Annotated in this window: 19 protein-coding genes; 10 read left to right on the top strand and 9 right to left on the bottom strand. The window is 42.2% G+C overall.

Annotated elements, in window-relative coordinates; genetic code table 11:
- The first annotated feature begins 4 nt into the window (after positions 1–4).
- A complete protein-coding gene (gene pepN / locus L2735_RS04220; protein ID WP_248983511.1) occupies positions 5–2,641 on the top strand; it encodes an aminopeptidase N in 2,637 nt (878 codons plus the stop codon).
- A 168-nt stretch (positions 2,642–2,809) separates the two neighbouring features.
- Here the strand turns inward: pepN and L2735_RS04225 are convergent, their stop codons facing one another.
- Positions 2,810–3,982: an endonuclease/exonuclease/phosphatase family protein gene (locus L2735_RS04225; RefSeq protein WP_248983512.1), complete on the bottom strand. Its 1,173-nt coding sequence runs from the start codon at positions 3,980–3,982 to the stop codon at positions 2,810–2,812.
- A 239-nt stretch (positions 3,983–4,221) separates the two neighbouring features.
- Here L2735_RS04225 and L2735_RS04230 point away from each other — a divergent pair, with 239 nt between their 5' ends.
- From L2735_RS04230 to L2735_RS04245, 4 genes are all read left to right on the top strand, one after another.
- Positions 4,222–5,601, top strand: coding sequence for a DUF4397 domain-containing protein (locus tag L2735_RS04230; RefSeq protein WP_248983513.1), 1,380 nt, complete (start codon positions 4,222–4,224; stop codon positions 5,599–5,601).
- Between the two features lie 194 nt (positions 5,602–5,795).
- Positions 5,796–6,419: a CIA30 family protein gene (locus tag L2735_RS04235; protein ID WP_248983514.1), complete on the top strand. Its 624-nt coding sequence runs from the start codon at positions 5,796–5,798 to the stop codon at positions 6,417–6,419.
- A gap of 88 nt (positions 6,420–6,507) precedes the next feature.
- Positions 6,508–7,110: an HAD family hydrolase gene (locus L2735_RS04240; protein WP_248983515.1), complete on the top strand. Its 603-nt coding sequence runs from the start codon at positions 6,508–6,510 to the stop codon at positions 7,108–7,110.
- 147 nt (positions 7,111–7,257) lie between these two features.
- Positions 7,258–7,473 carry a TIGR02450 family Trp-rich protein gene (locus L2735_RS04245; protein WP_248983516.1) on the top strand — a complete coding sequence of 72 codons (216 nt, stop codon included), beginning with the start codon at positions 7,258–7,260 and terminating at the stop codon, positions 7,471–7,473.
- A gap of 191 nt (positions 7,474–7,664) precedes the next feature.
- Here L2735_RS04245 and L2735_RS04250 read toward each other — a convergent pair whose 3' ends face one another.
- From L2735_RS04250 to L2735_RS04265, 4 genes are all read right to left on the bottom strand, one after another.
- A complete protein-coding gene (locus L2735_RS04250; protein WP_248983517.1) occupies positions 7,665–7,967 on the bottom strand; it encodes a DUF1330 domain-containing protein in 303 nt (100 codons plus the stop codon).
- 128 nt (positions 7,968–8,095) lie between these two features.
- Positions 8,096–8,767: a nitroreductase family protein gene (locus L2735_RS04255; RefSeq protein ID WP_248983518.1), complete on the bottom strand. Its 672-nt coding sequence runs from the start codon at positions 8,765–8,767 to the stop codon at positions 8,096–8,098.
- A gap of 51 nt (positions 8,768–8,818) precedes the next feature.
- Positions 8,819–8,989 carry a YbaM family protein gene (locus tag L2735_RS04260; RefSeq protein WP_248983519.1) on the bottom strand — a complete coding sequence of 57 codons (171 nt, stop codon included), beginning with the start codon at positions 8,987–8,989 and terminating at the stop codon, positions 8,819–8,821.
- A 67-nt stretch (positions 8,990–9,056) separates the two neighbouring features.
- Positions 9,057–9,431 (bottom strand): PH domain-containing protein, encoded by a 375-nt coding sequence (locus tag L2735_RS04265; protein WP_248983520.1) that lies wholly within the window; start codon positions 9,429–9,431, stop codon positions 9,057–9,059.
- 138 nt (positions 9,432–9,569) lie between these two features.
- Here L2735_RS04265 and L2735_RS04270 point away from each other — a divergent pair, with 138 nt between their 5' ends.
- Positions 9,570–10,292, top strand: coding sequence for a Rossmann-fold NAD(P)-binding domain-containing protein (locus tag L2735_RS04270; RefSeq protein WP_248983521.1), 723 nt, complete (start codon positions 9,570–9,572; stop codon positions 10,290–10,292).
- A 948-nt stretch (positions 10,293–11,240) separates the two neighbouring features.
- Complete coding sequence (locus tag L2735_RS04275) at positions 11,241–11,921, top strand: DUF8168 domain-containing protein (protein ID WP_248983522.1); 681 nt, start codon at positions 11,241–11,243, stop codon at positions 11,919–11,921.
- Positions 11,922–12,154: 233 nt separating this feature from the next.
- Here the strand turns inward: L2735_RS04275 and cydC are convergent, their stop codons facing one another.
- Positions 12,155–13,933 (bottom strand): heme ABC transporter ATP-binding protein/permease CydC, encoded by a 1,779-nt coding sequence (gene cydC / locus L2735_RS04280; RefSeq protein ID WP_248983523.1) that lies wholly within the window; start codon positions 13,931–13,933, stop codon positions 12,155–12,157.
- Positions 13,933–15,786 carry a heme ABC transporter permease/ATP-binding protein CydD gene (cydD, locus tag L2735_RS04285; RefSeq protein WP_248983524.1) on the bottom strand — a complete coding sequence of 618 codons (1,854 nt, stop codon included), beginning with the start codon at positions 15,784–15,786 and terminating at the stop codon, positions 13,933–13,935. Before cydD ends, cydC begins: the two co-directional genes overlap by 1 nt.
- Before the next feature lie 398 nt (positions 15,787–16,184).
- Here cydD and L2735_RS04290 point away from each other — a divergent pair, with 398 nt between their 5' ends.
- On the top strand, positions 16,185–17,066 hold the full coding sequence (locus L2735_RS04290; protein WP_248983525.1) for a sensor domain-containing diguanylate cyclase: 882 nt from the start codon (positions 16,185–16,187) through the stop codon (positions 17,064–17,066).
- A 141-nt stretch (positions 17,067–17,207) separates the two neighbouring features.
- Here L2735_RS04290 and L2735_RS04295 read toward each other — a convergent pair whose 3' ends face one another.
- Entirely contained in the window at positions 17,208–18,260 is a 1,053-nt protein-coding gene (locus L2735_RS04295) for a DUF3626 domain-containing protein (protein WP_248983526.1), read from the bottom strand.
- A gap of 330 nt (positions 18,261–18,590) precedes the next feature.
- On the opposite strand from L2735_RS04295, the gene L2735_RS04300 reads away from it, so the two are divergent.
- Together L2735_RS04300 and L2735_RS04305 are read left to right on the top strand one after the other, a co-directional pair.
- Positions 18,591–20,036 (top strand): DEAD/DEAH box helicase, encoded by a 1,446-nt coding sequence (locus tag L2735_RS04300; RefSeq protein ID WP_248983527.1) that lies wholly within the window; start codon positions 18,591–18,593, stop codon positions 20,034–20,036.
- Between the two features lie 224 nt (positions 20,037–20,260).
- Positions 20,261–21,046, top strand: coding sequence for a hypothetical protein (locus tag L2735_RS04305; protein ID WP_248983528.1), 786 nt, complete (start codon positions 20,261–20,263; stop codon positions 21,044–21,046).
- 97 nt (positions 21,047–21,143) lie between these two features.
- Here L2735_RS04305 and L2735_RS04310 read toward each other — a convergent pair whose 3' ends face one another.
- Positions 21,144–23,087, bottom strand: coding sequence for a multiheme c-type cytochrome (locus L2735_RS04310; RefSeq protein ID WP_248983529.1), 1,944 nt, complete (start codon positions 23,085–23,087; stop codon positions 21,144–21,146).
- Positions 23,088–23,422: the final 335 nt, after the last annotated feature.

Genomic DNA, 23,422 nt, shown 5'->3' on the forward strand with positions numbered 1-23,422 from the left:
AATAGTGAACCTGTTTAAGTCGTCTTTAGTCGTACTCGCCTGTGCAAGCTTAGTTGCTTGTAACAGCACGCCAATTTCCACGCCCGCACAAAGAGATGGCAGTGCGAATATTAGTGAGCAGCAAGCCATGGCGCGATCGAATGTCGTTTCAGAGGTTAATTACCAGCTCAGCTTTAACCTCACTGGCGAAAGTCGCTTTAATGCCACAACTAAAGTCGAATTTAATCTTAGCAGCACCACAGAGCCACTAACACTTGATTTAAACCAAGCTCTTATTAGTCAATTTGTCATTAACGGCAAAAGCATTTACCCCAATTACAACGATGCTTACATCACAGTAAACCCGCAGTTACTCAACAGCGGTAAAAACACCATCGAAATTGAATACAGTCGTGAGCACAGCACCAACGGCGAAGGGTTGCACCGCTTTGTCGACCCAGTAGATGATAAAGTCTATTTGTATTCACATTTTGAACCCGCTGCAGCCCAGCAAATGTTTGCTGTTTTTGACCAGCCCGATTTAAAAGCCACTTATCAAATCACGGTTTCTGCGCCAAAAGAGTGGACTGTTATCAGCACCATGCGCGAAACCAGCATTGATGAACAAGCAACAGCCAATGTGTGGACCTTTCCCGTTACGCCTAAATTGAGCCCATATAACTTTTCAATGCATGCTGGTCCCTACCATATGTGGCAAGACGATAGCGGCAAATACCCTATGCGCTTATTTGCCCGCCAGTCTGTGGCTGAGCAAGTGACCGCTGAAGATTGGTTTACCTTTACCAAACAAGGGTTAACCTTTTTTGATGAGTACTTTGGAATCGACTATCCATTTAAAAAGTATGATCAGCTATTAGTACCTGACTTTTTATACGGTGCGATGGAAAACGCAGGTGCGGTGACCTTTGCTGAAAATCGCTTTATGTACCAAGACACCATGACAGCAGCTCAAAGACAACGTTTAGCTAGCGTCATCATGCACGAAATGGCACATCAATGGTTTGGTGATTTAGTCACAATGAAATGGTGGAATGGTTTATGGCTTAACGAAAGTTTTGCTTCTTTCATGGGAACCTTAGCCACCAGCGAAGCGACTGAATTCACCCACGCATGGCGCACATTTTACGCCACAGGTAAACAAAGCGCTTATCGTCAAGACAGCTTAGTCACCACTCATCCAATTGAAGTCCCAGTGCCGACCAGCATGAATGCCTTCGATAATATCGATGCGATTACCTACTCAAAAGGCGCTTCAACCTTAAAACAACTCAGACACTTATTAGGTGAAGAAACCTTCCAACTCGGCGTGCAGCAATACCTGACTAAATACAGCTATCAAAATGCTGAGCTAGATGATTTTATCGGCAGCCTCGCACAAGCGAGCAATCGAGATTTATCCCAGTGGACGCAAGACTGGTTGTATCAAGCTGGCGTGAATACCTTAAAAGCTGAGTACAGTTGCGACAATGACAGAATCACTGAATTTTCACTGATACAAACCGCTCCAAGTGCTGATTTACCCACGCTTAGAGAGCAACGAGTGCAGGTAGCATTATTTGATGCCACCCGCTATTCAATCCATGCTGGACCTAAAGTCGCAGTCACTTACAAAGGCAAAAGAACCGAAGTACCAGAGCTAGTTGGAAGACATTGCCCTAACTTGGTTTATCCAAACTTTGAGGATTGGGGCTATGTTAAAGTCGAACTAGACGATCGCTCATTTGAAACCGCAAAACAGCAGTTAAGTAGAATCGACGATCCGTTATTGCGCTCAATGCTATGGCAAAGCATGTGGGACAGTGTCACTGATGGAAAGAGTTCGCTAAAACAGTATATTAATGTCGCTTTAGTCAATGCCCCACTAGAAGAAGACTATACGATTTTAGGTCAAGTAATACAGAACCTTAAACAAGCTCAGCAATATTTAAATAGCATGGCGCCTAACCATCAAGCTTATGCTAGTAAAGTCAGTAAGGCGCTCACACAAATGAGCTTACGTATGGCAATGCAGCATCACGATAATGCAGACTTTCAGCGCCGCTGGTTTGATGCCTATATCACGATGGCTAACAGCAAACATGCACTGGATCATTTAGCCGATATTCTCAATGGTACTAGCAGCATTAGAGGGCTTAACATCAATCAAGACTTACGCTGGAAAATCATCATTCAGTTAAACCGTTATGATTACCCTAATAGCGCTAAATTACTCGCAACTGAAAAACAACGCGATGCATCAGACAGTGGCCAAAAGTCGGCGATTGCTGCTGAAGTGATTCGCCCGCAAGCGCAGCTTAAACGCCAATGGCTACATACTATTGAACACGACACTAACCTGCCATTTTCAAAACTGCGGGTAGCGATGAATTACTTATACCCAAGTGAGCAAAAGCTGCTAAACGCCGCAACAGCAGAACAGCGCTTAGCCAATATTGCAGAGACAGACACCAAAGGTCCTGTGTTTATGCGCGCTTATAATCGCAGGTTAATACCCACGGCTTGTACCAATGCCAGTGTTGAAGCTATCAATGAGGTATTAAATACTGAAACCGGCTTATCGCAAATGACACGTAGAGCACTATTAGAGACTCGCCAAAAAGAACAAGGCTGCGTGAAAATTAGCGAAATGCTTAATGAGTAGAAAATACGGTATGCAAAGTAAAGGTAGCTGAGCGAATTGACTAACAGTTTTATTGAAAAGTAAGTTGATAGTTAAGCTCTAAAGTCACCATGCCACCTTGATAGGTGGCATTTTTATTTGGATTCTTTATTTGAGCTTTCTATTTGGACTTTTTGTGTAGTCTGGGGCTTAACTGCGTAAAGTAAACGTCATCATTACAGGCGCATGATCGGTACTATCACTGTCTCGCTCATACTCAGGACGCACAAGGTGCCTGTCATGGGTTTGGTAATCACTGACTTCCGCTAAGTTTCTTGGGTGGGATGCATCGAACTCGCAGGACCCTAAAATATAATCTAACACCGAGCCGGTATTGCCAAAATAATGAGTCGACTGACGAGCATATTTAAGTGGATCAACAGGAGGAAGGACATCTTCAGCAATATCAGAATCTTCATCATGCAAGCCTGACTCATATTCATCTTGAGCCAATGTCGCATTGAGCTTTTGCCCTGTTTGATACAACTCGTAAGTATCAAACAAACTGAACTGAGCAAATTCATCCGCTAAGCTTTTATCGTTCATCAGTTTAAGTTTTGGGTCGATAATATCGTTTCTAAAAACCCGTTTACCATTGGCACGAAACGCTTCTAGTGCAGTGCTTTGCAAAGTGTCGTTAAAGTCGCCCATTAACAACACAGGCAATTGGGTTTTGGTTCGTTGTTTAGCAATTTCATTAAACAAAAGCGCAGCTTCACTGCCTCGCTGCATGTTAGATGCCCAGCTACCTAAGGCTTGTCTTGCCATAATATCAGCGCCGCCTGTCATGCCAGAATCAGCCAATGTCTCCACGCCCATGCCACTGCGTTTTGACTTTAAATGCACCACATAACACTCGCATTCACCAAATTCCGCCAAAGCAATTTTTACTCGTAAAGGCTGACGGCTAAAGCTGAAATCATTTGCTATTCCCATAAGTGGAAACAAATTTTCATCAGCAGTGACGAGTGCTGATTCTGTGATAGGAAATTTAGAGGCGATAGCAACCACAGGGCTTTGATAAACATAGTCGCTGATCAGTGTTGGCTCATCTAACGCGGCGAAATGCTCATAACCCAACGGGGCTAATAATGCTTGTAATGCGTCCGGGCTAAACACTTCTTGAAAGCCAATAATGTCAGGTTGGTGTTCATTCAGATACTCAGTTAACCAAGTACATTTTTTTTGCCATTGCTGGCGAGAATAAATATTTTCGAAGTCATAATAAGCCGCTGGCGGTTCGATAAAATTAAATAAATTAAACGAAACGATTTTAAAAATCTGTTGCTTTTTTTGCTCATTGTTACTGCTAGTCTGAGTCACTGAAACTGCCTTGAAAGCTCTATTCTAGCCACAGATTAAATCCAAATGGAGCAGCTGTCGATGTTAATTACACTCTATTGAAAAATGATCGCAGAGATCTTTTTTGTCATAAATCAGCGACAAAAAATGATCCTAAATTAGCAACTGCCGTATTACCTCACGAAATCAGCGCCTGAAATCACAATATCAAATGGATAGATAAATCCGTATTTTAACGAAATGAATTCGAGGAAAGAACGATGAAAAGGATCTACTCTCTTGCACTGTGTTTTTCAGTAATAGGTTTAACCGCTTGTTCAGATGACGACGACAACACATCCACTATCGCAGAAGACGAAGCACCTGCAGTAACCTACGCTGACGTTCGTGTCATACATGCAGGTAGTGATGCACCAATGGTCAATGTTACTGCAAATGGCGCAAACTTACTCACCGATGTTGACTACGCTATGTCTAGCGGTTTACTTGAAGTCCCTACTGCTACTTATGATATTGATGTGGATGCCATACTGCCCGATGGCAGTACTCTCACCGTCCTTGAAGCTGAACTCGCCACAGCTGAATATATGGAATATACCGCTATTGCATTAGGTAACGTTAGGGATGAAACCTTAATGCTTAAACTGATTGCCAACGAAGAAAGCGCAGTCACCAGCGGTAATGCACGAGTACAGGTTTTACATGCCACTCCAGCGGTTGGTTTAGTCGATATTTATGTCACTGAGCCTATGGCAGACATCTCAATGATGGAACCAACTCTATCAGCAGATTACATGGATAATAGCGATCAATTAGAAGTTCCGACTGCTGATTACCAAATCAGAATTACCGCATCAGGCAGCAAAGATGTCGTTTTTGACTCTGGCACTGTTAATCTTGCAGATGGTATGGATTACTTAATCTCAGCCATTCCAAATGAATGGACAGGCAGCTCTCCAGTAGCACTACTGGTGGCATTACCAGATGGACAAGTTTTATTAAATGATATCAATAGTGGTAGCGATATTCGTGCAGTGCATGCAGTAGCAGACGCGCCAGCTGTCGATATTTTCCTTGATGGAAGCATGACTCCAGCCATCGATATGCTGTCATTTGGTGAAATCGCTGGATACGTCAATATTCCAGAAGGCATGCACACAATTACTGTTGCAGCAGATGCCGACAATTCAGTAGAAGTCATTACCGATGCAGAAGTGGACTTAATGCTAGGTTATAGCTACTCGATACTTGCTGTAGGTTCATTGAGCGACGGTGACATCTCACCTTGGGCATTCGCTGAACACACACGTCGCATTGCAACTGAAGCCAGATTAAACGTATTCCATGCTTCATATTCAGCTGGCAATGTTGATGTGTACCTAACTCCAACCGCTGATATTAGTGATGCTTCACCTGCATTAACAGACGTGCCATTTAAAGCGGCATCAGGCAGCTTAAGTATCGCACCAGGTGATTACACCGTTAGCGTAACAGTTACTGGCACTAAAACCGTCGCCATTGGCCCACTAGCCGTATCACTCGCCGCTAATGGTATTTATAGCGTAGCCGCAGTCGATGCTGAAAATGACACATCGATGTTCTCAGTCATTTTAATGGATGACTTTGTCGCTGAAGAGTAACCACCCAGCACCAGTGATACCTAAACAGTTTTAACATTTATCTCCGTCCGACCCTTTCGCGGCTTATCCTCCACCCGAGATAAGTCGCTTTTTTATTTTGTTGTCATCTGTGTGGTTAAGTTTGAGCTGTACCCCATTTATGTATTGAAGAAGTCTTTTATACAGCACAGATACCAACAAGTAATGAGGTAAAAATGACAAACATACTTATTTTTATCAAACAGTTATGCCGCAGGTATACTTCAGCAGAAATCGGCGTACTATTAAAAGGTCTGTTTCTATCCACCAGCTTGTTAGCGACTATATTATTTCAAACTTCAGTGAGTGCTATGGAAATTCAATTCAGCTCCCAGCAGCAATTAAGCTCAGCCAAAATCAGCAATGACACTGTCATGGGCGGTATTTCATCCAGTGAAATAGAAAATGATGCAGCGCAAGACCAGCCTATTTTTAGCGGTAATGTGTCATTAGCCAATAATGGTGGTTTTGCTTCAATGGAATATCGAATTAATACGCCTATTCCTGCATCAAACTCGGTAAAGCTCACCGTCATGGGCGATGGGAAGCGATACCAATTACGCTTTAAAACCCCTAAATTGTCTTTTGGTGAAGCTTATGTCGCCAGCTTTACAACCATTGCAGGCCAGCAAACCCAGCACATATTTACTCCCAATGATTTTAAGCCACAGTTTCGCGGACGCTCAGTCAATGCGCCTGATTTATCATTTGCAGATATCGATAGAGTCGGGTTACTGATTGCTGATAAGCAAGCGGGAGAATTCTCATTAATGCTCGACAGCATGACTTTTATCGATTGAATTTGGATTGAATTCAGATTGAATATAGTCATGCTTTTAAAACATAATAATAATAAACGTCACTGCCACTAAAGCTAATGGGAACACAATGAACAAGCTGAGCAATATTAAAGGCGTCATATTCGACCTAGATGGCACATTAGTTGAGTCACAGCTTAATTTCGGCGAAATAAAGCAGCAATTAAACTGCCCTTTTGAAACTGATGTTCTCGATTTTATCGAAGATATGGCTTCAAAAGAGCAGCAAGACCGTGCCCACCAAATCATCATTGAACACGAAACATCAGATGCAATGAATGCCAAGGCGTTACCGCATATGCATGCGTTATTGGCGAGCTTGCAGCAATTTTCATTACCTACAGCCATAGTCACTCGAAATAGCAAAGCGGCGACTGCGACTAAACTATCTCAAAATAATATCGCCATGGAACTGGTGTTAACTCGAGAATGCTATCCCGCTAAACCCGCACCAGATGCCTTGCTGGCTATAGCAAATAAGTGGAATATTCCAGCAGCTGAACTTATCTATGTGGGTGATTACCTCTACGATATTCAAGCAGCTAAAAATGCAGGTATGATGTCGGTGTTCATTAATCATCACCAACACACTGAATACCAAGATCAAGCTGACTTTATTGTCAGCGACTTAAAAGAGCTACAAATCGCATTAGCTACCCAACAGCAGACATAAATCAGATACGCTGATTAACGCTATAAGTCTTTAAATAAGATATAGCTAGCATCGCTATGCTTTAAATTTCCTCCACCTTTTAATGAACTAGTTTGCTCAACACACCGTACTGGTTTGTATAAATTTAGCGATAAAAACTGGAGAGATATGAATCCATTACACCCAAAAAAGCTATTACACAGTAAATGGACTAAGGTGAATATCACCCAAAAATTGAAACACTTTTCGGTGGTAAAAGTCACTTATGATGAGGACAGCAATGTCATTGAATGCATTATTCGCGCAGAAATGAATGCACAAGAGTTTGATATTAATTGGCGAGATTTAAAGGATTCTCAATTGTGGCTTCAGGGCTGGAAATAACCCACTAGACTCTTTTTAAGTCATACAATCTATTTAAAAATCTATTTAAAATCTATTTAAAATCTATTTAAAATCTATTTAAAAATCTATTTAAAATCTATTTAAAATCTATTTAAAATCTATTTAAAATCTATTTAAAATCAAAAATTAGTATTCCCAATCCGCTTAACAGTACGATAAATTTGCAAAAATTACTCGGTTTCATGTAAACCAATGATTGTTGCACTGGTGACTGAAGCTGTAAAATGACACTGCTTTACCGATAAATATGCCTCATCATTGAAAAAGGTATTCATTACTTCTTCTGATGGAAAGTCGATAGTAAATACTCGGTTAATCTGCGTGTTAGTTTTAGATTTTAATACTTTCGACACCATAAAATCATAACCAAAATCACCACCATAAAAATGCAAGATTGGCAGCATAGCTTCTCGATAAGCTTGATACTCAGCTTCATCATGAACATGCAAAGCCATTATTCGTTGAAAGCCCATTATTACTCCCTTGTTATCGTAATGAACGGGCTGCTCTATTCAGTAACCCATTCAAACTCATGCTATATCACCTTCTGTCTGTTGCTAAATCACATTCAGTTTATTGCAGTATCTCAATCAGTATCTGGCTAGATAAAGTCACTGATTTCAGCTAATGACTTTTTCTGTAGCGCATGTTCTGGAACCGTTGCTTTGTCATCAGGGTAACCAGCAATAATCAACATGTAAGGTCGTTCATTATCACTGTCCCGGCCACAAACCTTACTTAAAAAAGACATAGGTTTTGGCGTATGAGTTAAGGTGCCAAGGCCTGCATTATGCAGTGCTTGCAATAAAAATCCCGTGGCAATCCCGACCGACTCATGCACATAGTAATTCTGTTTTTGCTCGCCATTATCTTCACTGCGTTTTTTAGTAAATACAGCAATTAACCATGGGGCAGTTTCAAGATAGGGTTTACTGGCATTGGTGCCCAGTGGTTTTAGATTATCTAGCCATTCTTCACCACCACGACCGGCATAAAAAGCTTGTTCAATGGCTTCAGCTTGCTCCCGTATTTGCGCTTTTACATCAGCATCACTTATCGCAACGAAATGCCAAGGCTGATGATTAGCCCCGTTTGGCGCCGTACCAGCTGCAAGAATACATTGCTCGATAATTTCTTGCGGCACCGCTCTATCTGAGAACTTACGGATAGAATGACGTCGTTTCACATCCTGATAATTTTGCTTGGCACGTTCAAGCATTTCAGCTTGAGGATATTCAATAAAATCAGTTAATGGTAAGTGTGCTTCAGTCATGCCTTTTCCTTATTATTGTCATTGGCTTTTTAGTCATCCAATTGCGCTTTGTTAGTCCGTTGTTTGCTGCTTTCTCTTAAAATCTTCTAAGGTGATTTGCAATGCAGCTATCGCGGTTTCAGTATCGATATTATTTTCTTCCAGCAGCTGGATTAAATCGACCGCTAGTTGGACAGATTTAGGTGCATCAGTTAATGATTTAGGCTGGTTTTCTTTGCTCATCTACGACGTAATCCAATAATGTTTTTTATAATATAAAGCATCTAATACAAGCTTTTGATAGTTGATATTAAAGCGAGAAGTTTGCAATCGCTTTTTGAATACCGACCACATCGGTACCTTTCTTTAACTCTTTCACGATAGGTTGCTCAGTACCTGAGATATAGATTTTAAGCTCTGCATCCATATCAAATGTGCCTGCAGTTTCAACGATAAAATGAGTCATCGATTTGTAGGCAATCGAATGGTAGCTGACCTTTTTTCCAGTCATGCCTTGCTTATCAATCAAAATAAGGCGTTTATCGGTAAACACAAACATATCGCGGATAAGTTTATAGCCCATTTGCACTGACTCATTGTCAGCCATAATTGGCGATAATTCTTGTTGTAACTCACCTAAATCCATTTCAGATGAATTACCTAAAATCGCATCAAAAAGTCCCATTATTTTCTCCTTAAATATGGCTTTATAACTCTTGAGTCAAAATGTGAATAAAATACTGCGGTATCTGCCGATAATAAACAAGCAAAAAGCTGTTAAAGTATTCTTCCGACACTGTAAACCAGATCACCAAGGCGCATTATGAACGCAGCTATCATTGGAGCCACCGGCTTAATCGGCCATTATTTATTATTAAATTTATTGGCAGATGCTCGATATAAAACCGTGGTAGCCCTAGGTAGAAGAGCACCTGAACTTGCTACAGTAACAACAACAGAAACAGCAGGAATTGAAAAGCTTACCTTTATCGAAACTCAGTTAAATCAGCTAACCGAGTTAAGCCTGCCTGTGACTATTGACCAGGCTTTTTGCTGCCTTGGCACCACGATTAAACAAGCGGGCAGCCAGGAAAACTTTATCAAAGTCGACCACACCGCCGTCATCGACTTTGCCAAACTGATGATTGCCCATCAAAGCCAAACTCAAGTTAACTTATTTGTGGTTACAGCCTTAGATGCCAATGAAAAATCAACGGTGTTTTACAATCGAGTAAAAGGCCAAGTGCAGCGGGATTTAAGCCAACTTCCCTTGGCTAAACTTTTCATATTTCAGCCAAGCTTGTTATTAGGACAGCGTACACATCAGCGCACCTTAGAAGATATAGGCCAGAAATTTTTTGGTATTGCCTCAGGGATATTTATTGGGCCTTTAGCTAAATACAAACCCATTACAGGGAAACTTGTGGCAGACAATATGTTGGCTGTTGCTGTTAAAGCAAATACTGAGTTGGTAGGTGATCCATCGTTAGAGACCAAAGCAGTAAAGATTATTGATAATAAGCAGATGCATCGACTGGTTAACTGAGCTCGTTATGCTCAATAGGCTGAGTTTTGCCTCAAGTTTTAGTTACCATTTTGACGTTACTATTTTGAAAAGAGTTAACGTCGTGGCGCTTCGCCCACACCAGACTAAAAGGGAGTGAACTGCGACTCCCTCTTACTTTTTGCTAAGAGCTACGCCCCGCAGCTCCGGCGAAATTTAAAAAGCAAAATTTCCAACGGAGAATCATCCAGCTTTAAACTTCATTTTGAGTCCGCTTCGGCAAGCTGCAAAAATCACTAACGCTTACGATGGGGCGTCCCTTCCCCTCGAAACTATCCAGAATCTTAAGTGCAGGATGCACTAAATGCCTTGAAGCACATGGATGTGCGAGAAAGGCCATGTCTGGACTCACGCGATTTTCTTGCTTACCTCAATTCAGATTGAACATTCAAAGAAGATCAAAAGCATCATAAAAACAAAATTAGCTTCAAAAATTAGGAACTACAAGCGAACTTGCGGGCTCAATATTCCCCATTGAAATTGCTGAAATGCTTTGAAGAAAATAGCGTAAGCCTGACAGGACGTCAGGCTAGCTTTAGTTGGCCATGGATGGCCTTTCTAAAGCGTTAGCTATTTTCGAATAAGCATGAAGCTTACTCGCTTTGAAAGAGTAATTTCGTTGGGGCGGCAAGGGATATCGAAAAGGGAAATGCTGTTGTTTCCCTTTCGTCGGGTGTGGGCGAAGCGCCACGACGTTGACCTTAATCCAAACGAAGTTTGGAAATGAATGAAAGAGTGTAATTTCTGCAATGGTGAAGACTCTTTGTTTCACTCAAGCACAGAAACTAGAATTGAATTCATCCTATTATATAACTCATTGTTGAGACTATATTTTACTGTTAGTCTTGAACGATTAAACAACTGGCTGCTTGTTCATATTAAGACCGTTCTTATTCGGAACTCAGCCTAATATACTGTTAGGTATTCAGGATGAAGTATTTTATTTCCGGCAAAGTTCTTCCAGAAAGAGCCGCTGTTCAATTCCCAGAAATAGCAATGGACATGGAAGAAAATGGCTACATGAGGATTACATGTGATGCAGGCCAATTAAATGCAATATTTGATACACCACATAATGACATAGTAGGTGCTAAATTAACTGTCGAACATAACGCCCAAATGATAGTAAGTGCACTAGGATTCTCTTTAAACTGCGGTTACTCTGTTGAAATTATCAATGTATTTAGTTCTGACGAAGAAGATAAGGCTTTAGTATTTGGTGTTAAAGCGGATACTAAAAATGAGTTTGAGCAACCTAAAGTATTTAACGACGCATTATTGTTTTCTAGTAACAATGTGTATTTTAGGATGGCACTCAGGGATTACATGCGAGCTATCACGGACAATATGGATTGTGCCTTTTATTGCTATAGAGCACTTGAAGCAATAACCAAATCATACAATGCAGGGCAAGGAGCTCAAGGTTGGTTGGACTTGCACAAAGACCTTGGCACTAATCGTTACGATGTCGATAGCAAGGTCACAAATTTTGCTAGTCCCGTTAGGCATGGACGTTGGGCTGAAGCAAAGAGTACTACTAGTGCACAGCGTATGGAGATGCTTTCTTATACTCAGAGCATTCTGCTAAAGTTCTTGGCAAAAAATACCTAACAAGGCAATTAAGAAAGGACGCAAAACACTTGGCTTGTGTTCGTTCCTCACAAATTATAGCCAAGAAAAGTAGAATCAGAGTAAACCTTATTACCAACCTAATAACCTGCTCAAACTTGAACTAAAACTAAAAACGCTAACCGTTGGGTTTAATCCCAAGTCGATTAGCGTTTTTTTGTTGTTTTTATCGTTTCAAAAGTGCTTCCGACACTTTTAAAACAATAAATAACTTATTAAGCTTCTTTGCCTAAATGCTTATACAAACTTTGGTAATCAGCACTGGTTGCAATTAATTGTTGATGGTTACCACTGTCGGTGATTTGTCCATTTTGAATCATATGAATACAATCCATTTCCGCCATTGCGGTTAAACGATGGCTTATCATCAACATGGTTTTGCCTTTGGCTAAGCTAAATAACAAACGTAAGATTTCACGTTCTGTTCGCTTATCTAATCCTTCTGTTGGCTCATCTAATAATAGAATTGGCGCGTCACGTAATAAGGCTCTGGCAACGCCGATTCGGCGTTGCTCGCCACCTGATAGTTGACGTCCACCTTCACCTATCCAGCTGTCTAGACCGACTTCTTCACCGCGATCTGTGGTGGTTTTTGAACTAAGTAACGCCTCTAGCCCGACTTGCTTTAACACTGCGGTTAATCGCTCGTCATTGGCTCGTCTTTTTTGACCTTCAACATAAGGTAAGGCGATGGCTAAGTTGTCTCGTACTGTACCTGCGAATAAATGAATACGCTGGCTAACAACCGTCATTGAGCTACGTAATGTTGCTTCATCAAACTCACTAATATCACGACCACCTATGCTGATTTGACCTTGCTGTGGTTGCCACTCGCGGGTGATTAAGCTGAGTAAGCTCGACTTGCCGCAGCCCGTTGCACCTAGCAATGCCACTTTACTGCCCTGTGGAAGATGCAAGTTCAACCCCGATAACACCTTAGTGTCAGCTTGATAGCCAAAATGGATATTACTGAGGTTAATGTCGGCATTGGCTAAATGAGTTTCAGTGCCAAAGGCAACGTCAGGCGTTTGCTCGGTGACTTCTGAAATGCGTTTAGCCGCTAACACACAGCCTGATAAATGCTGAAACGCACCAGAGATTGGCATCATCATTTCAATGGTAGCCATAGTGGCAAAGACCATCATCGCCATTAATGGACCTGGCGGCACGCTGTCACCGACACCTTGGCCGGCAAGGTACATCATCATGACGACCGCTGCGCCATTAACCATAATCAATAGTGCTTGGCTTAAGCCAGTAATATGCGCCATTGCCGTTTGGCTGGTAAACAAAGACAGCTCAGCATCACGTAACTTTTGACGATAACGATCGTTTGCAGAGAATAGGGTTAGCTCGGCTTGCCCTTGAATGACATCTAAAATCAATACTCTGAAACTGCGTTTACTATCAACAACGGCTTCGCCTGGCTCACGACCTAATCGGTAAAATACCAAAGGAAGTACGGCCCACGCTGTTATCAATAATGCACACAAACTAAGGGCTAAATAGGCATCAAACCAAGATAAGAATGCATACAGTGCAACTACAGTCAGCAAGGATGCCGTCATAGGTACCAGTAGACGTAGATAGAGGTGATCTAGGGTATCAATATCGGCAACTAACCGATTTAGCATGTCACCTTGTCTTAACCCTTGTAGGTTACTGGCACTTAGTGGCAGTAGCTTTTTCCACGACCAAACGCGAAGCTCAGTGAGCAGTTTAAACGTGGCTTCGTGGGTTGCTAAGCGCTCACCGTATCGACTGGCGGTGCGGGCGATTGATAAAAAACGCACCCCACCAGCAGGGGTGAAAAAGTTAAAAGCTAGCGCAGTTGCTGCTGTTAATCCTGCAATAGCAGTGGCGGATAAAAACCAGCCCGACAGCGACAATAAACCAATACCAGCAATAATCGTGGTGCAAGTCAGCAATAAGCCAACCGACATCATTAACCACTGACGTTTAAATAACTTAATGAAAGGCAGTAATAGCTTCATTACACATCCTCCCTGTTAGTTTGTTCATCGGTCTGCGTTGGCTCTTGCTCATCAACATACAGTGATAAACCGTCATCATCTTGCTGCTGCATACTTTTAAACAAACCCGCTTGAGAGTTCAGCAAAGCATAATCGCCTTGCTGCACAATCTGACCATGATCAACCACTAAAATGTTATCCATGTTTTGTAACTGATCAAGTCGATGAGTCACCATCACACAAGTTTGTTGCTGCATCGCTTGTTGAAGAGAGTCTGATACCAGTTTTTCACTGTGGCTATCAAGGCTGGCTGTGGGTTCATCAAGTAAGAATAAACTCGCTGGTTGTGCTAACGCCCTTGCAAGGGCAATACGTTGAGCTTGGCCGACAGATACGCCTGCAGCTTGATCGCTGATCACAGCATCTAACCCTTGAGGATGTTGAGTCACAAATTCAGCAATACTGGCTTTTTCAAGTAAAGCCATCACTTGGTCATCGGTTAAATCAGGATTGGCTAAGCAAACATTTTCACGAATGCTACCATGGAATAACTGTGGGTCTTGGCCAAGCCAAGCTAGATGAGCTCGCCATTGCTGCTTATCCAATACACTTAGCTCGACGCCATTCACTTTAAGTGAACCTTTATAAGGAAGGAACCCTAGCAAAGCATTAAGTAGGCTAGTTTTACCGGCGCCACTTGGGCCAACAATAGCCACCTTTTGACCCGCTGCCACCTCAAATGATATCGGGCCTAACAGTGATGTACCTTCTAATGTCAGTACTTCTAAATCAACAGCCGTAATAGCAATGTTATCCAATGACACATCAGCGTGCTGATCTGTTTGCTCACTAAAATTGCCATCGACTTGTTTGAGCGGGTTAGGGTGCTCAAGCAGTTCAACTAATGCTTCTGCGGCGCCAATGGCTTGGGCTTTAGCGTGGTAATGGGTGCCTAAGTCACGTAGCGGCTGGAAGAACTCTGGCGCGAGAATAAGAATAAACAAGCCAGTAAATAAAGTAATTCCTGCGCCATAATGGCCAAAGTTAAGGTGGTCTAAATAGCTAAAGCCAAAATATACCGCCAAAACCGCTATGGATAATGCTGCAAAAAACTCTAGTACCGCCGAGCTTAAAAACGCCATACGTAGCACTGACATGGTACGTTGCCTGAAGTCTTCTGATGCGTTCTCGATTTTATTCACTTCGGTTTCGCCGCGATGAAACAGCTTTAGCGTACTTAAGCCTTTTAAGCGATCCATAAAGTGACCACTTAAACGGGATAACGCGCTGAAGTTCTTGCGGTTAGCATCAGCTGCGCCCATACCCACTAAAATCATAAACATAGGAATAAGCGGCGCTGTGGCCAATAAAATCAGTCCAGCGGCCCAATTTAATGGAAATACTGACACCAAGATAATCAACGGAATAAAGCCCGCTAACATCATTTGCGGTAAATATTTGGCATAAAAGTCATGTAAATCTTCAACTTGCTCAAGCACTATGCTCGCCCAAGCTCCGGCGGGTTTACCTTTAATAAACGCAGGCCCTAAGTCGGCAAGCTTATTTAATACCGCTTCACGGATATCGCTTCGAAGTCGTTTACCAGCCTCAAAGCTTAAACGTTCACGGGCATAGGCTAAGCCAGCCCGCACCACGATTAAGGCAATAAGCGCGATAAACTGATAGGTAAAACTGGCCATAGGTGATTCAAGCATGATCACGTCATGTAATATATGCGCCAATAAGTAAGCTTGAATCACAATAGCAACACCGTTCAGTGCACCTGTGAAAATGGTGAGTTTCAAGAATATGCCGCAGGAAGACTTTTGTTGCTTAAGCCATTGGCCGAGAGATTTTTCTAAGGTTTTATCCATTACATTCCTGAAAATGACAGCACTAAATGAGGAAAATTGCCGCAGTATCGCAAGCTAACGAGTTAGATAACAGCCGCTTATAGAGAAGTGTTAACTGATTCACACATTGCTAATAAACACTGTGTTAATGATGAACTATAATTCTACGCGGTAGTCATTGCTAGAGCAGTATAAGAAAGGTAAATTTTTGTTCATCCTTTACTGTTTATTCTGCTGGTAAGTTATTTTAAGTACAGAAGTATGGATTATTTTTGATTAAAGTGACTAATGCTTAAAGCAAAAACCATGTGCTTAAAGCAAAAAACCTAATGCTTAAAAAAAAACCTTGTGCTGAAACAAAAATACTAGGGTGTATCTAAGTGCAGCACTTTGGAACAGAGTGAAGAAGGTAATATTAAATGGACGTTGATCTTTCAGCTCTTCGAGCACAAGCCTTTAACTACTTATTTGATGCAGTGGTTGTAACCGATGCTGCAGGTATCGTTATCGACTGGAACAGCGGCTCTCAACAACTTTACGGTTATAGCAAACAGGAGATTGTCGGCCAGCCCGTCAGTCTGCTTCACGTCCCTGAAGACAGCGCATCAATCACTGAACTCGTCATATCCTCTGTAGAGCAACACGGTAAATGGACTGGAGAAATCCGCTTTTTACACAAAGACGGCTCTATCGGTTGGGTTGAGTCTATGTGCGTTCCATTGTTTGATGATAACCAAGAGTTTATCGGCGCCTTAGGCATTAACCGTGATATCACTGAGCGGATTGAAGATGCTCAGCGAATGTTGAATCTTGCTTGTTACGATCAACTGACTCAAATTCCGAACCGCTATTTATTGATGGACAGAGTCAAACAGGCTATCGAGCGTTGTAAACGAATGAACACTAAGTTCAGTTTGTTCTATATGGATTTAGATGAGTTTAAAAAAATCAACGATACATATGGTCATTGCCATGGTGACGCTGTACTGATTGAGGCGGTTGCTAGGCTGAGAAAAGCGATAAGAGACTCTGATACCTTGGCCAGAATTGGCGGCGATGAGTTTGTATTATTGCTTGAAGATATCACTGACAATAATGACATATCCCATATGGCTGATATTTTGATTGGCGCACTAGATAAACCATTTACTGTGGCTGAGCAAAATGTACTGCTTAACTGCAGCATTGGTATTGCCACTTTTCCAGAGTCCGGTGATAATTTTGATACTTTAATCAAGGCCGCTGATTTTGCTATGTATAAATCAAAACGCCAAGGTGGCGCAACCTATCGATTTGGTTGAATCAAGTAGTAACTGCAACTAGCGGTCTGCAGCTTGCTGTTTGTTATAAGTTATAAGCAATAGGCAATAGGCAATAGGCAATAGGCAATGGGATTTAGACAATAAGCATTTGATATTCAGCACTACCGTTAAGCTTTAATTCTAAGCGCCGAACTTCACTAATACATGCCACATCAGCTTGAGTTGCTGAATTTGTTGCGCTTGCTTGCCACGCTGACTCCAAGACACGGGTGACTCTGCCAGTACTTGCGCTGCTCTGCCAATAATCTGAGCATTAATGATATTGTCCCTTGCGATAACTTTAGCCAGCTCAGGCATAGTCGCGCCGCGAAAATCTGTTGGCACACTTTCAACATTAAGCTGATAACCTTGATGCCATAACAACTCAATGTCATATTCGCTGCATAGCGCGTTCATCACTTCACCAATATCAGTATCTTTAAAGCTTGGATCAGCGATTAAGTACCCAATATCATTATCTAACGAAACCTCTCCATGGATCTGAGCCTCAATATAATGATCAAGATTGGCAAGCGGTTGACGTTCAAAACGTTCAGCGACGCCTTTAGGTAACTGTTGCTTTAAATGGTTAACAATCCCTGCAGGCTTAATATTCTTAACCCCTAAAGCATATTGACGCTCAAAGCACTCGCTCAGTAGCGCCGCCAAAATCACTTCAAAGCAGCTTAATGTGCCCTTTTCTTTCGGGAGTCGATATGAATCCATATAACTAAAAGTGCAACGTGAAAGCACTTGAGCGTGGGTGAGAAAGTAACAACTACCAAACCTTGGTGCAGGTCCCATCGGACACAAACCAATATCTAACGCACCATATTTCGGCCGCAGTTTGACACCAGAATAACTATTACCAAACAGCTGGTTCTCCCAATGATCTCTTGGCCCACCTAATTCAGGTGATAACTGGCCATTGGAGATATGAGTTTCAAACTGGCTTTTATACACGCCATCTTTGAGTAATCCCGCTGCCACCGATAAACCACGACTATCAATACGATCTGGATGAAAATGCAAAGCAACACGACCATGCTGATGTAATGCTTGCATGGCTTGTTGGACATCAAAGGTGGGAATATTAGACATTAACAGCACGTTTTTAATCACGGAGCTAGAATGTTCACGCAAACACGCAAGGGAATGCTCAATATGTAATTGCGCTGCTGATTTTACGCCCATAACCTGCCCTCCCTTTGCATGTGTTAGTCCAATTAAAACCGCTAAGTGCTTGTATTTCATTGTATGTAAAATAAACCACTTTGGCACTTAAGATTAAAACTAATTCATCAACTGGCATTATTCATTTTTAAATAAGCAAGCTATTTCATCCCAAAGGTTCAAACACCCAGATTTCACCAACCGAATAATAAGCCGCAAACTAGCCATAAAGAGGAATATTTAAGCGATTAGATGGCGCTCTAGCAGTGTTTCAGGTAAGCTTCACGGCCGCCATTTCGTGGCCCCCTATTCAGTCATAGCAACGTATACGTTGCCCAAAGAGATCATTCTATGAGTTTTGCCTCACTAGGCTTAAGCGCAGCAATTTTAAAAGCTGTTGAAAAACAAGGGTATGACACCCCTTCTGCAATCCAAGAACAAGCTATTCCTGCCGTCCTAGAAGGCAAAGACGTAATGGCCGCTGCCCAAACGGGTACAGGCAAAACAGCTGGCTTTACTCTGCCATTATTAGAATTACTCTCAAAAGGTCAGCGCGCTAAGCGTGGCCAAGTTCGTGCATTAGTACTGACCCCTACCCGTGAACTTGCAGCCCAAGTCGCTGAAAGTGTCTCGACTTATGGCACTAACTTACCGCTGAAATCTGCTGTTGTGTTTGGTGGCGTATCAATAAACCCACAAATCACAACCCTAAGAAATGGTGTTGATATTCTAGTGGCGACCCCAGGCCGCTTATTAGATTTATGTCAGCAAAAAGCGTTAAGCTTTAGCCAACTTGAAGTGCTTGTTTTAGATGAAGCCGACCGCATGCTAGACATGGGCTTTATCCGCGACATCAAAAAAGTATTGGCCATGCTGCCAAAACAGCGTCAGAACCTCATGTTCTCAGCGACCTTTTCAGATGAAATTCGCGATTTAGCAAAAGGCTTAGTGAACAACCCTGTTGAGATTTCAGTTACCCCACGTAACGCAACTGCCAACACAGTTGAGCAAAGCGTTTATGCCGTGGATAAAAGCCGTAAAGCGCGCATCTTAACCAAGTTAATTAAAGAAAATAACTGGCACCAAGTGTTAGTGTTTTCACGTACCAAACATGGTGCAAACCGTTTAGCTAAAAACTTAGATGCTGATGGCATCAATGCCGTGGCCATTCATGGTAATAAAAGCCAAGGCGCACGCACTAAAGCCCTTGCAGACTTTAAAGCTGGCAAAGCACAAGTCATGGTAGCAACTGATATTGCCGCCCGCGGTATTGATATCGATCAACTGCCATTTGTGGTTAACTTTGATTTACCAAACGTACCAGAAGATTACGTTCATCGTATTGGCCGTACTGGCCGCGCTGGTGCAACTGGGCTAGCGGTTTCTTTAGTCAGCGATGAAGAAGTTAAGCTATTGCATGACATCGAAAGACTGATTAAGCGCACCATTGAACGTAAAGTGATTGAAGGCTATGAAGCTTGTCATGATTTACCTGAAGCAAGCTTAAAAGGAGGACATCGCGCGGCTAATCATAAAAAGCCAAACCCGAATCGCCGTAAGCATGCCAATGAAGCTGATAGTCAGAAACAAGGCCAAAAGCAAAATGGACGCCCTGCGCCTAAAGGTAATTCAGACAAACCAAGTCAGCGTCAACGTGCTCGCGCCCGTGCTGAAGCTGAGAATGCTCAGTCTGATGGCGCTAAAAAGCCTCAACGTCGTCGCCAAGGCCGCAATGACAATGCTAGTGCTCAAAACTCTTCAGGCAAAGTAGATCCTTACGCTAACGCAAGACGTTAATCCTACTGCTAACACGCTTGTGTTTAAGGCATGAAAGCCCAGCTTTCATGCCTTTTTTATTGGAAGCCACTACACTCGCATCTACCACAAAAATACACACTCAAGCTAATAAACAATCACTTACATCATCCTTTAACAGGTCATATTAAAGAGCAAGTTGCCAGATTGCCGCCTTTGGTTCATGATAAATAATCGATTATTACTACATTTTTCATGGAAGATTTATGAAACATTCTGGATTAATTGCGCTGGGGTTATTACTGGCACTCGGCTGCCTGTTTTTAGGGTTACAAATGGGTAAGAAGCAACTCAATCAATTTGAAGTGACTCAAGTTGAAGTAAGCCAGCCAAGTACTGAAATCAATAACAGTGCTAAAAACCTGTCGTCAGAATTAAAGAACGAATCGACGCAGCTTATTACTGAACTGAAAAAAGAAGTCAAACAGCTCAAACAAGAGCTAGCTGAAAAGAATACCCTTATTGATGCGATGAATTCGTCTATGGGACTACTCGAGCAGCAAGTTGAAATTGCCTATACCGAAATAGATGAAGCAGCAGATCAAAATACCAGTTCTCCTTTTCATCCAGAACCTGCCAGCATTACTCCAGAGCAAGCTCGTCAATGGGTACCTGAAGCATTCGCGAGTGTCATCGCCAATCAACAAGGTGACATGATTGAACTTTTTAAACGCCATCATCAAGCTGAAATCAGCACTGATTGGGCCGCTAATCGCGAGCAAGAATTAAGAGATGCCATAGCCATTAGTGAGTTTTCTAACGACGTCAATATTGAGTCAATCACCTGTAAGACCACAACCTGTGAAATTCGCGGTTTTGAGTTAGCGCCCAATTCGTGGATGGAAGTCAGTCAGCAAGTTCAAGGCGGAAGTCTTGGCAAAAATGTCAGTACTTGGTCATATCTTGCAGGAAATGAAAATGGCGATACCTTGATTTATATGTTGTCTGAAGTCGGTGGGACAAGGATTGAAACCACGAATAAAGATAACTAATCAAGCAGAAAGTCCAAATAAAAAGGCCTGAAACACTTCAGGCCTTTTGACTTACGGGGATATGATGAATTATTAACGCACTATTTTAGTACTGGTTTTAGTACTGATGCGCATCAGCCATTCTTGCTGGCGTGTGACAGACTGAACAAGATTCAGTAATTGGCGCAGGGTCGAAGATAGCAAAGCCATCACCGTTTTCACCTTGATGAACACCATCAGGAGTAACAACAACATCAAAATCACCACCTTGTTGCATCATATGGTTCTTAGCTGCATCACCAGTGTGACAAGTTGAACAGTTAGCGGTAATGGCAGTTATACCGTAAACACTCGCTTCATCCATACCGTTTAACACGACAGCAGGCGCTACATTTTCAAGGTCAATATCACCTGTATGACACGCTTGACAGTCAACTGGCATGTTTCTGTCGGTTGTTGGCATATCATTTAGACCACGGTCTTGCTTGTATGCTCCAAAGTGCATGTTATGAACCAGTGGACCCCATGCCATCGCGTAATCTTCACCTTGTTTGCCAGGTGCCCAGTTATAGGCTGAATGACACTGAGTACACGCATCGCCACCTAAATCAAACCCTCCACGAGCAGAGCCATGTCCATCTAACCCTTCAGTATGACAAGATAAACACTTCATGCCATCAGAGCTAGTACGACGTACATCTTTAATGTTTGATACAGAGATCGGCGCATTGGCTGGATACCCCCAACGGTGAGTGTAGCTAATACGACCATCTACACCACCGACTAACACCTCACCTTCCTCAAATGGCAAAGCATGTTCAATGATATAAGTGTACTGACCATTTTCGCCAGTGAAGCCATCTGTTGATCGTGCTACATGGCCTTCATCGCGGCCCGGTAAAATGGCTTCACCATGTTTCATCATCGTTGCCCAACCGCGTGGGCTTGCATCGGTCAAAGAGGCGATATCAACTGGTTTACCCTCAACATCTGTTGCAGTTACAGTGACTTCAATAGATGCTTGATCTTCGCTACGAACAACTGAAATAACTTCAAAGTTATAACGGTTTAATGCTTCATCACGATTAGCGCCATTTTCATGTTCGTGCTGGAACGAGGTGTGACAAGTTGCACAATCAAGGTCGGTAAAGTTACTGTGATTAACAGCCAAATCTTTATCAGCATCTTGCAAATCAGCATGACAAGTCGCACAAGCATTGAGCGAGGCAGTAAATACCACATCATCAACGTGACAAGTTGAACAGCGGTACTTATCCATTGAATAACTAGTACCTAATGAAGCATGACCAGAAGCAATGCGTCCTCCTTCGCCATCAGCTAATAGACCATGCCCAAGCATTGCCATGGTGTTTTGAGCCCAACCACCATCTTGTTTTTCAGTTTGTGTATGACAAACCAAACAGGCTTCAACAATAACAACCTCTTGGTCATTATCTATAGCATGGTGATGTTGGTGCCAACCCCAAGTTGCATTACCCGTTGCATCTTCAAATTCACCGTGACATGCGACACATTTAGCATCGTCTGTGGTACTAACTTGTGCATATTGGTCTGTTTTAGTAAACATCACACGTTTAGTGCGTGGCATGCCATTTTCGCCATTACCTGGACGAATATAGCCAGTACCAATCGACTCTGGCGTAGCCGCTTCATGTGGCATAGTTAAGTTGTAGATGCCCTCACCAGCATGGGTTAAAGTGCCTGCGGCGTTATCATCACCCGCTACCCAAGTCACATCGACAGTGTCGGCCAATAAGCCTGCTTCATTTTTAATCGTTGACATTAGCTGCACTTTATCAAGGTCTTGTACAGCAACGCCATCTTGATTCTCTACAGAGAATTCAACGTTTACAACACCAGAGTCATATTGCCAATTTAATACCTTGGCTACCGCAGAGGTGGTTACCACTGGCGGCTCCCACGGTTCACCTGGTTGGCCTGGTGCTCCTGGTTGACCATCTTTGCCATCACTGCCACAGGCTGAAATGCCCATAGTGGCAGCGACAATAAATGCAATTTTAGTGCGGTTCATCATTTTCATCACAACTCCCAATATTTGGTTTAAGTACTTCTTTTTGAGTACCTGAGTTGATCATATGAAAAAACAAAAATTTACATTGTAAAGAAGATCACATAAAAACAACTAAAAATAATAATAAAGTTAATATTAACAACTACTTATACACACACCTAACAAGGATTTATTAAATAAAGCTGAATAAAAGATGTTTTAGAAAAAATTTATAATTTTATTATTTGACATTCCACCTAGTGATTTTTGAACAATAATCACCCTCAATATTGATAATTTTGTTTTCAATCGAACAAAATACAAACAGCCAAGTTCAGCAGAGCTTAATACTTTAGGTTGATTAA

It is taken from the genome of Shewanella olleyana (genome assembly GCF_023283825.1).
GTDB classification, from domain to species: domain Bacteria; phylum Pseudomonadota; class Gammaproteobacteria; order Enterobacterales; family Shewanellaceae; genus Shewanella; species Shewanella olleyana.

Bases quoted from the DNA above. Each gene is read 5' to 3' on its own strand.
- L2735_RS04230 (WP_248983513.1), top strand. From the start codon at position 4,222: ATGAAAAGGATCTACTCTCTTGCACTGTGTTTTTCAGTAATAGGTTTA.
- L2735_RS04235 (WP_248983514.1), top strand. From the start codon at position 5,796: ATGACAAACATACTTATTTTTATCAAACAGTTATGCCGCAGGTATACT.
- L2735_RS04240 (WP_248983515.1), top strand. From the start codon at position 6,508: ATGAACAAGCTGAGCAATATTAAAGGCGTCATATTCGACCTAGATGGC.
- L2735_RS04245 (WP_248983516.1), top strand. From the start codon at position 7,258: ATGAATCCATTACACCCAAAAAAGCTATTACACAGTAAATGGACTAAG.
- L2735_RS04250 (WP_248983517.1), bottom strand. From the start codon at position 7,967: ATGGGCTTTCAACGAATAATGGCTTTGCATGTTCATGATGAAGCTGAG.
- L2735_RS04255 (WP_248983518.1), bottom strand. From the start codon at position 8,767: ATGACTGAAGCACACTTACCATTAACTGATTTTATTGAATATCCTCAA.
- L2735_RS04260 (WP_248983519.1), bottom strand. From the start codon at position 8,989: ATGAGCAAAGAAAACCAGCCTAAATCATTAACTGATGCACCTAAATCT.
- L2735_RS04265 (WP_248983520.1), bottom strand. From the start codon at position 9,431: ATGGGACTTTTTGATGCGATTTTAGGTAATTCATCTGAAATGGATTTA.
- L2735_RS04270 (WP_248983521.1), top strand. From the start codon at position 9,570: ATGAACGCAGCTATCATTGGAGCCACCGGCTTAATCGGCCATTATTTA.
- L2735_RS04275 (WP_248983522.1), top strand. From the start codon at position 11,241: ATGAAGTATTTTATTTCCGGCAAAGTTCTTCCAGAAAGAGCCGCTGTT.
- cydC (WP_248983523.1), bottom strand. From the start codon at position 13,933: ATGAAGCTATTACTGCCTTTCATTAAGTTATTTAAACGTCAGTGGTTA.
- cydD (WP_248983524.1), bottom strand. From the start codon at position 15,786: ATGGATAAAACCTTAGAAAAATCTCTCGGCCAATGGCTTAAGCAACAA.
- L2735_RS04290 (WP_248983525.1), top strand. From the start codon at position 16,185: ATGGACGTTGATCTTTCAGCTCTTCGAGCACAAGCCTTTAACTACTTA.
- L2735_RS04295 (WP_248983526.1), bottom strand. From the start codon at position 18,260: ATGGGCGTAAAATCAGCAGCGCAATTACATATTGAGCATTCCCTTGCG.
- L2735_RS04300 (WP_248983527.1), top strand. From the start codon at position 18,591: ATGAGTTTTGCCTCACTAGGCTTAAGCGCAGCAATTTTAAAAGCTGTT.
- L2735_RS04305 (WP_248983528.1), top strand. From the start codon at position 20,261: ATGAAACATTCTGGATTAATTGCGCTGGGGTTATTACTGGCACTCGGC.
- L2735_RS04310 (WP_248983529.1), bottom strand. From the start codon at position 23,087: ATGAAAATGATGAACCGCACTAAAATTGCATTTATTGTCGCTGCCACT.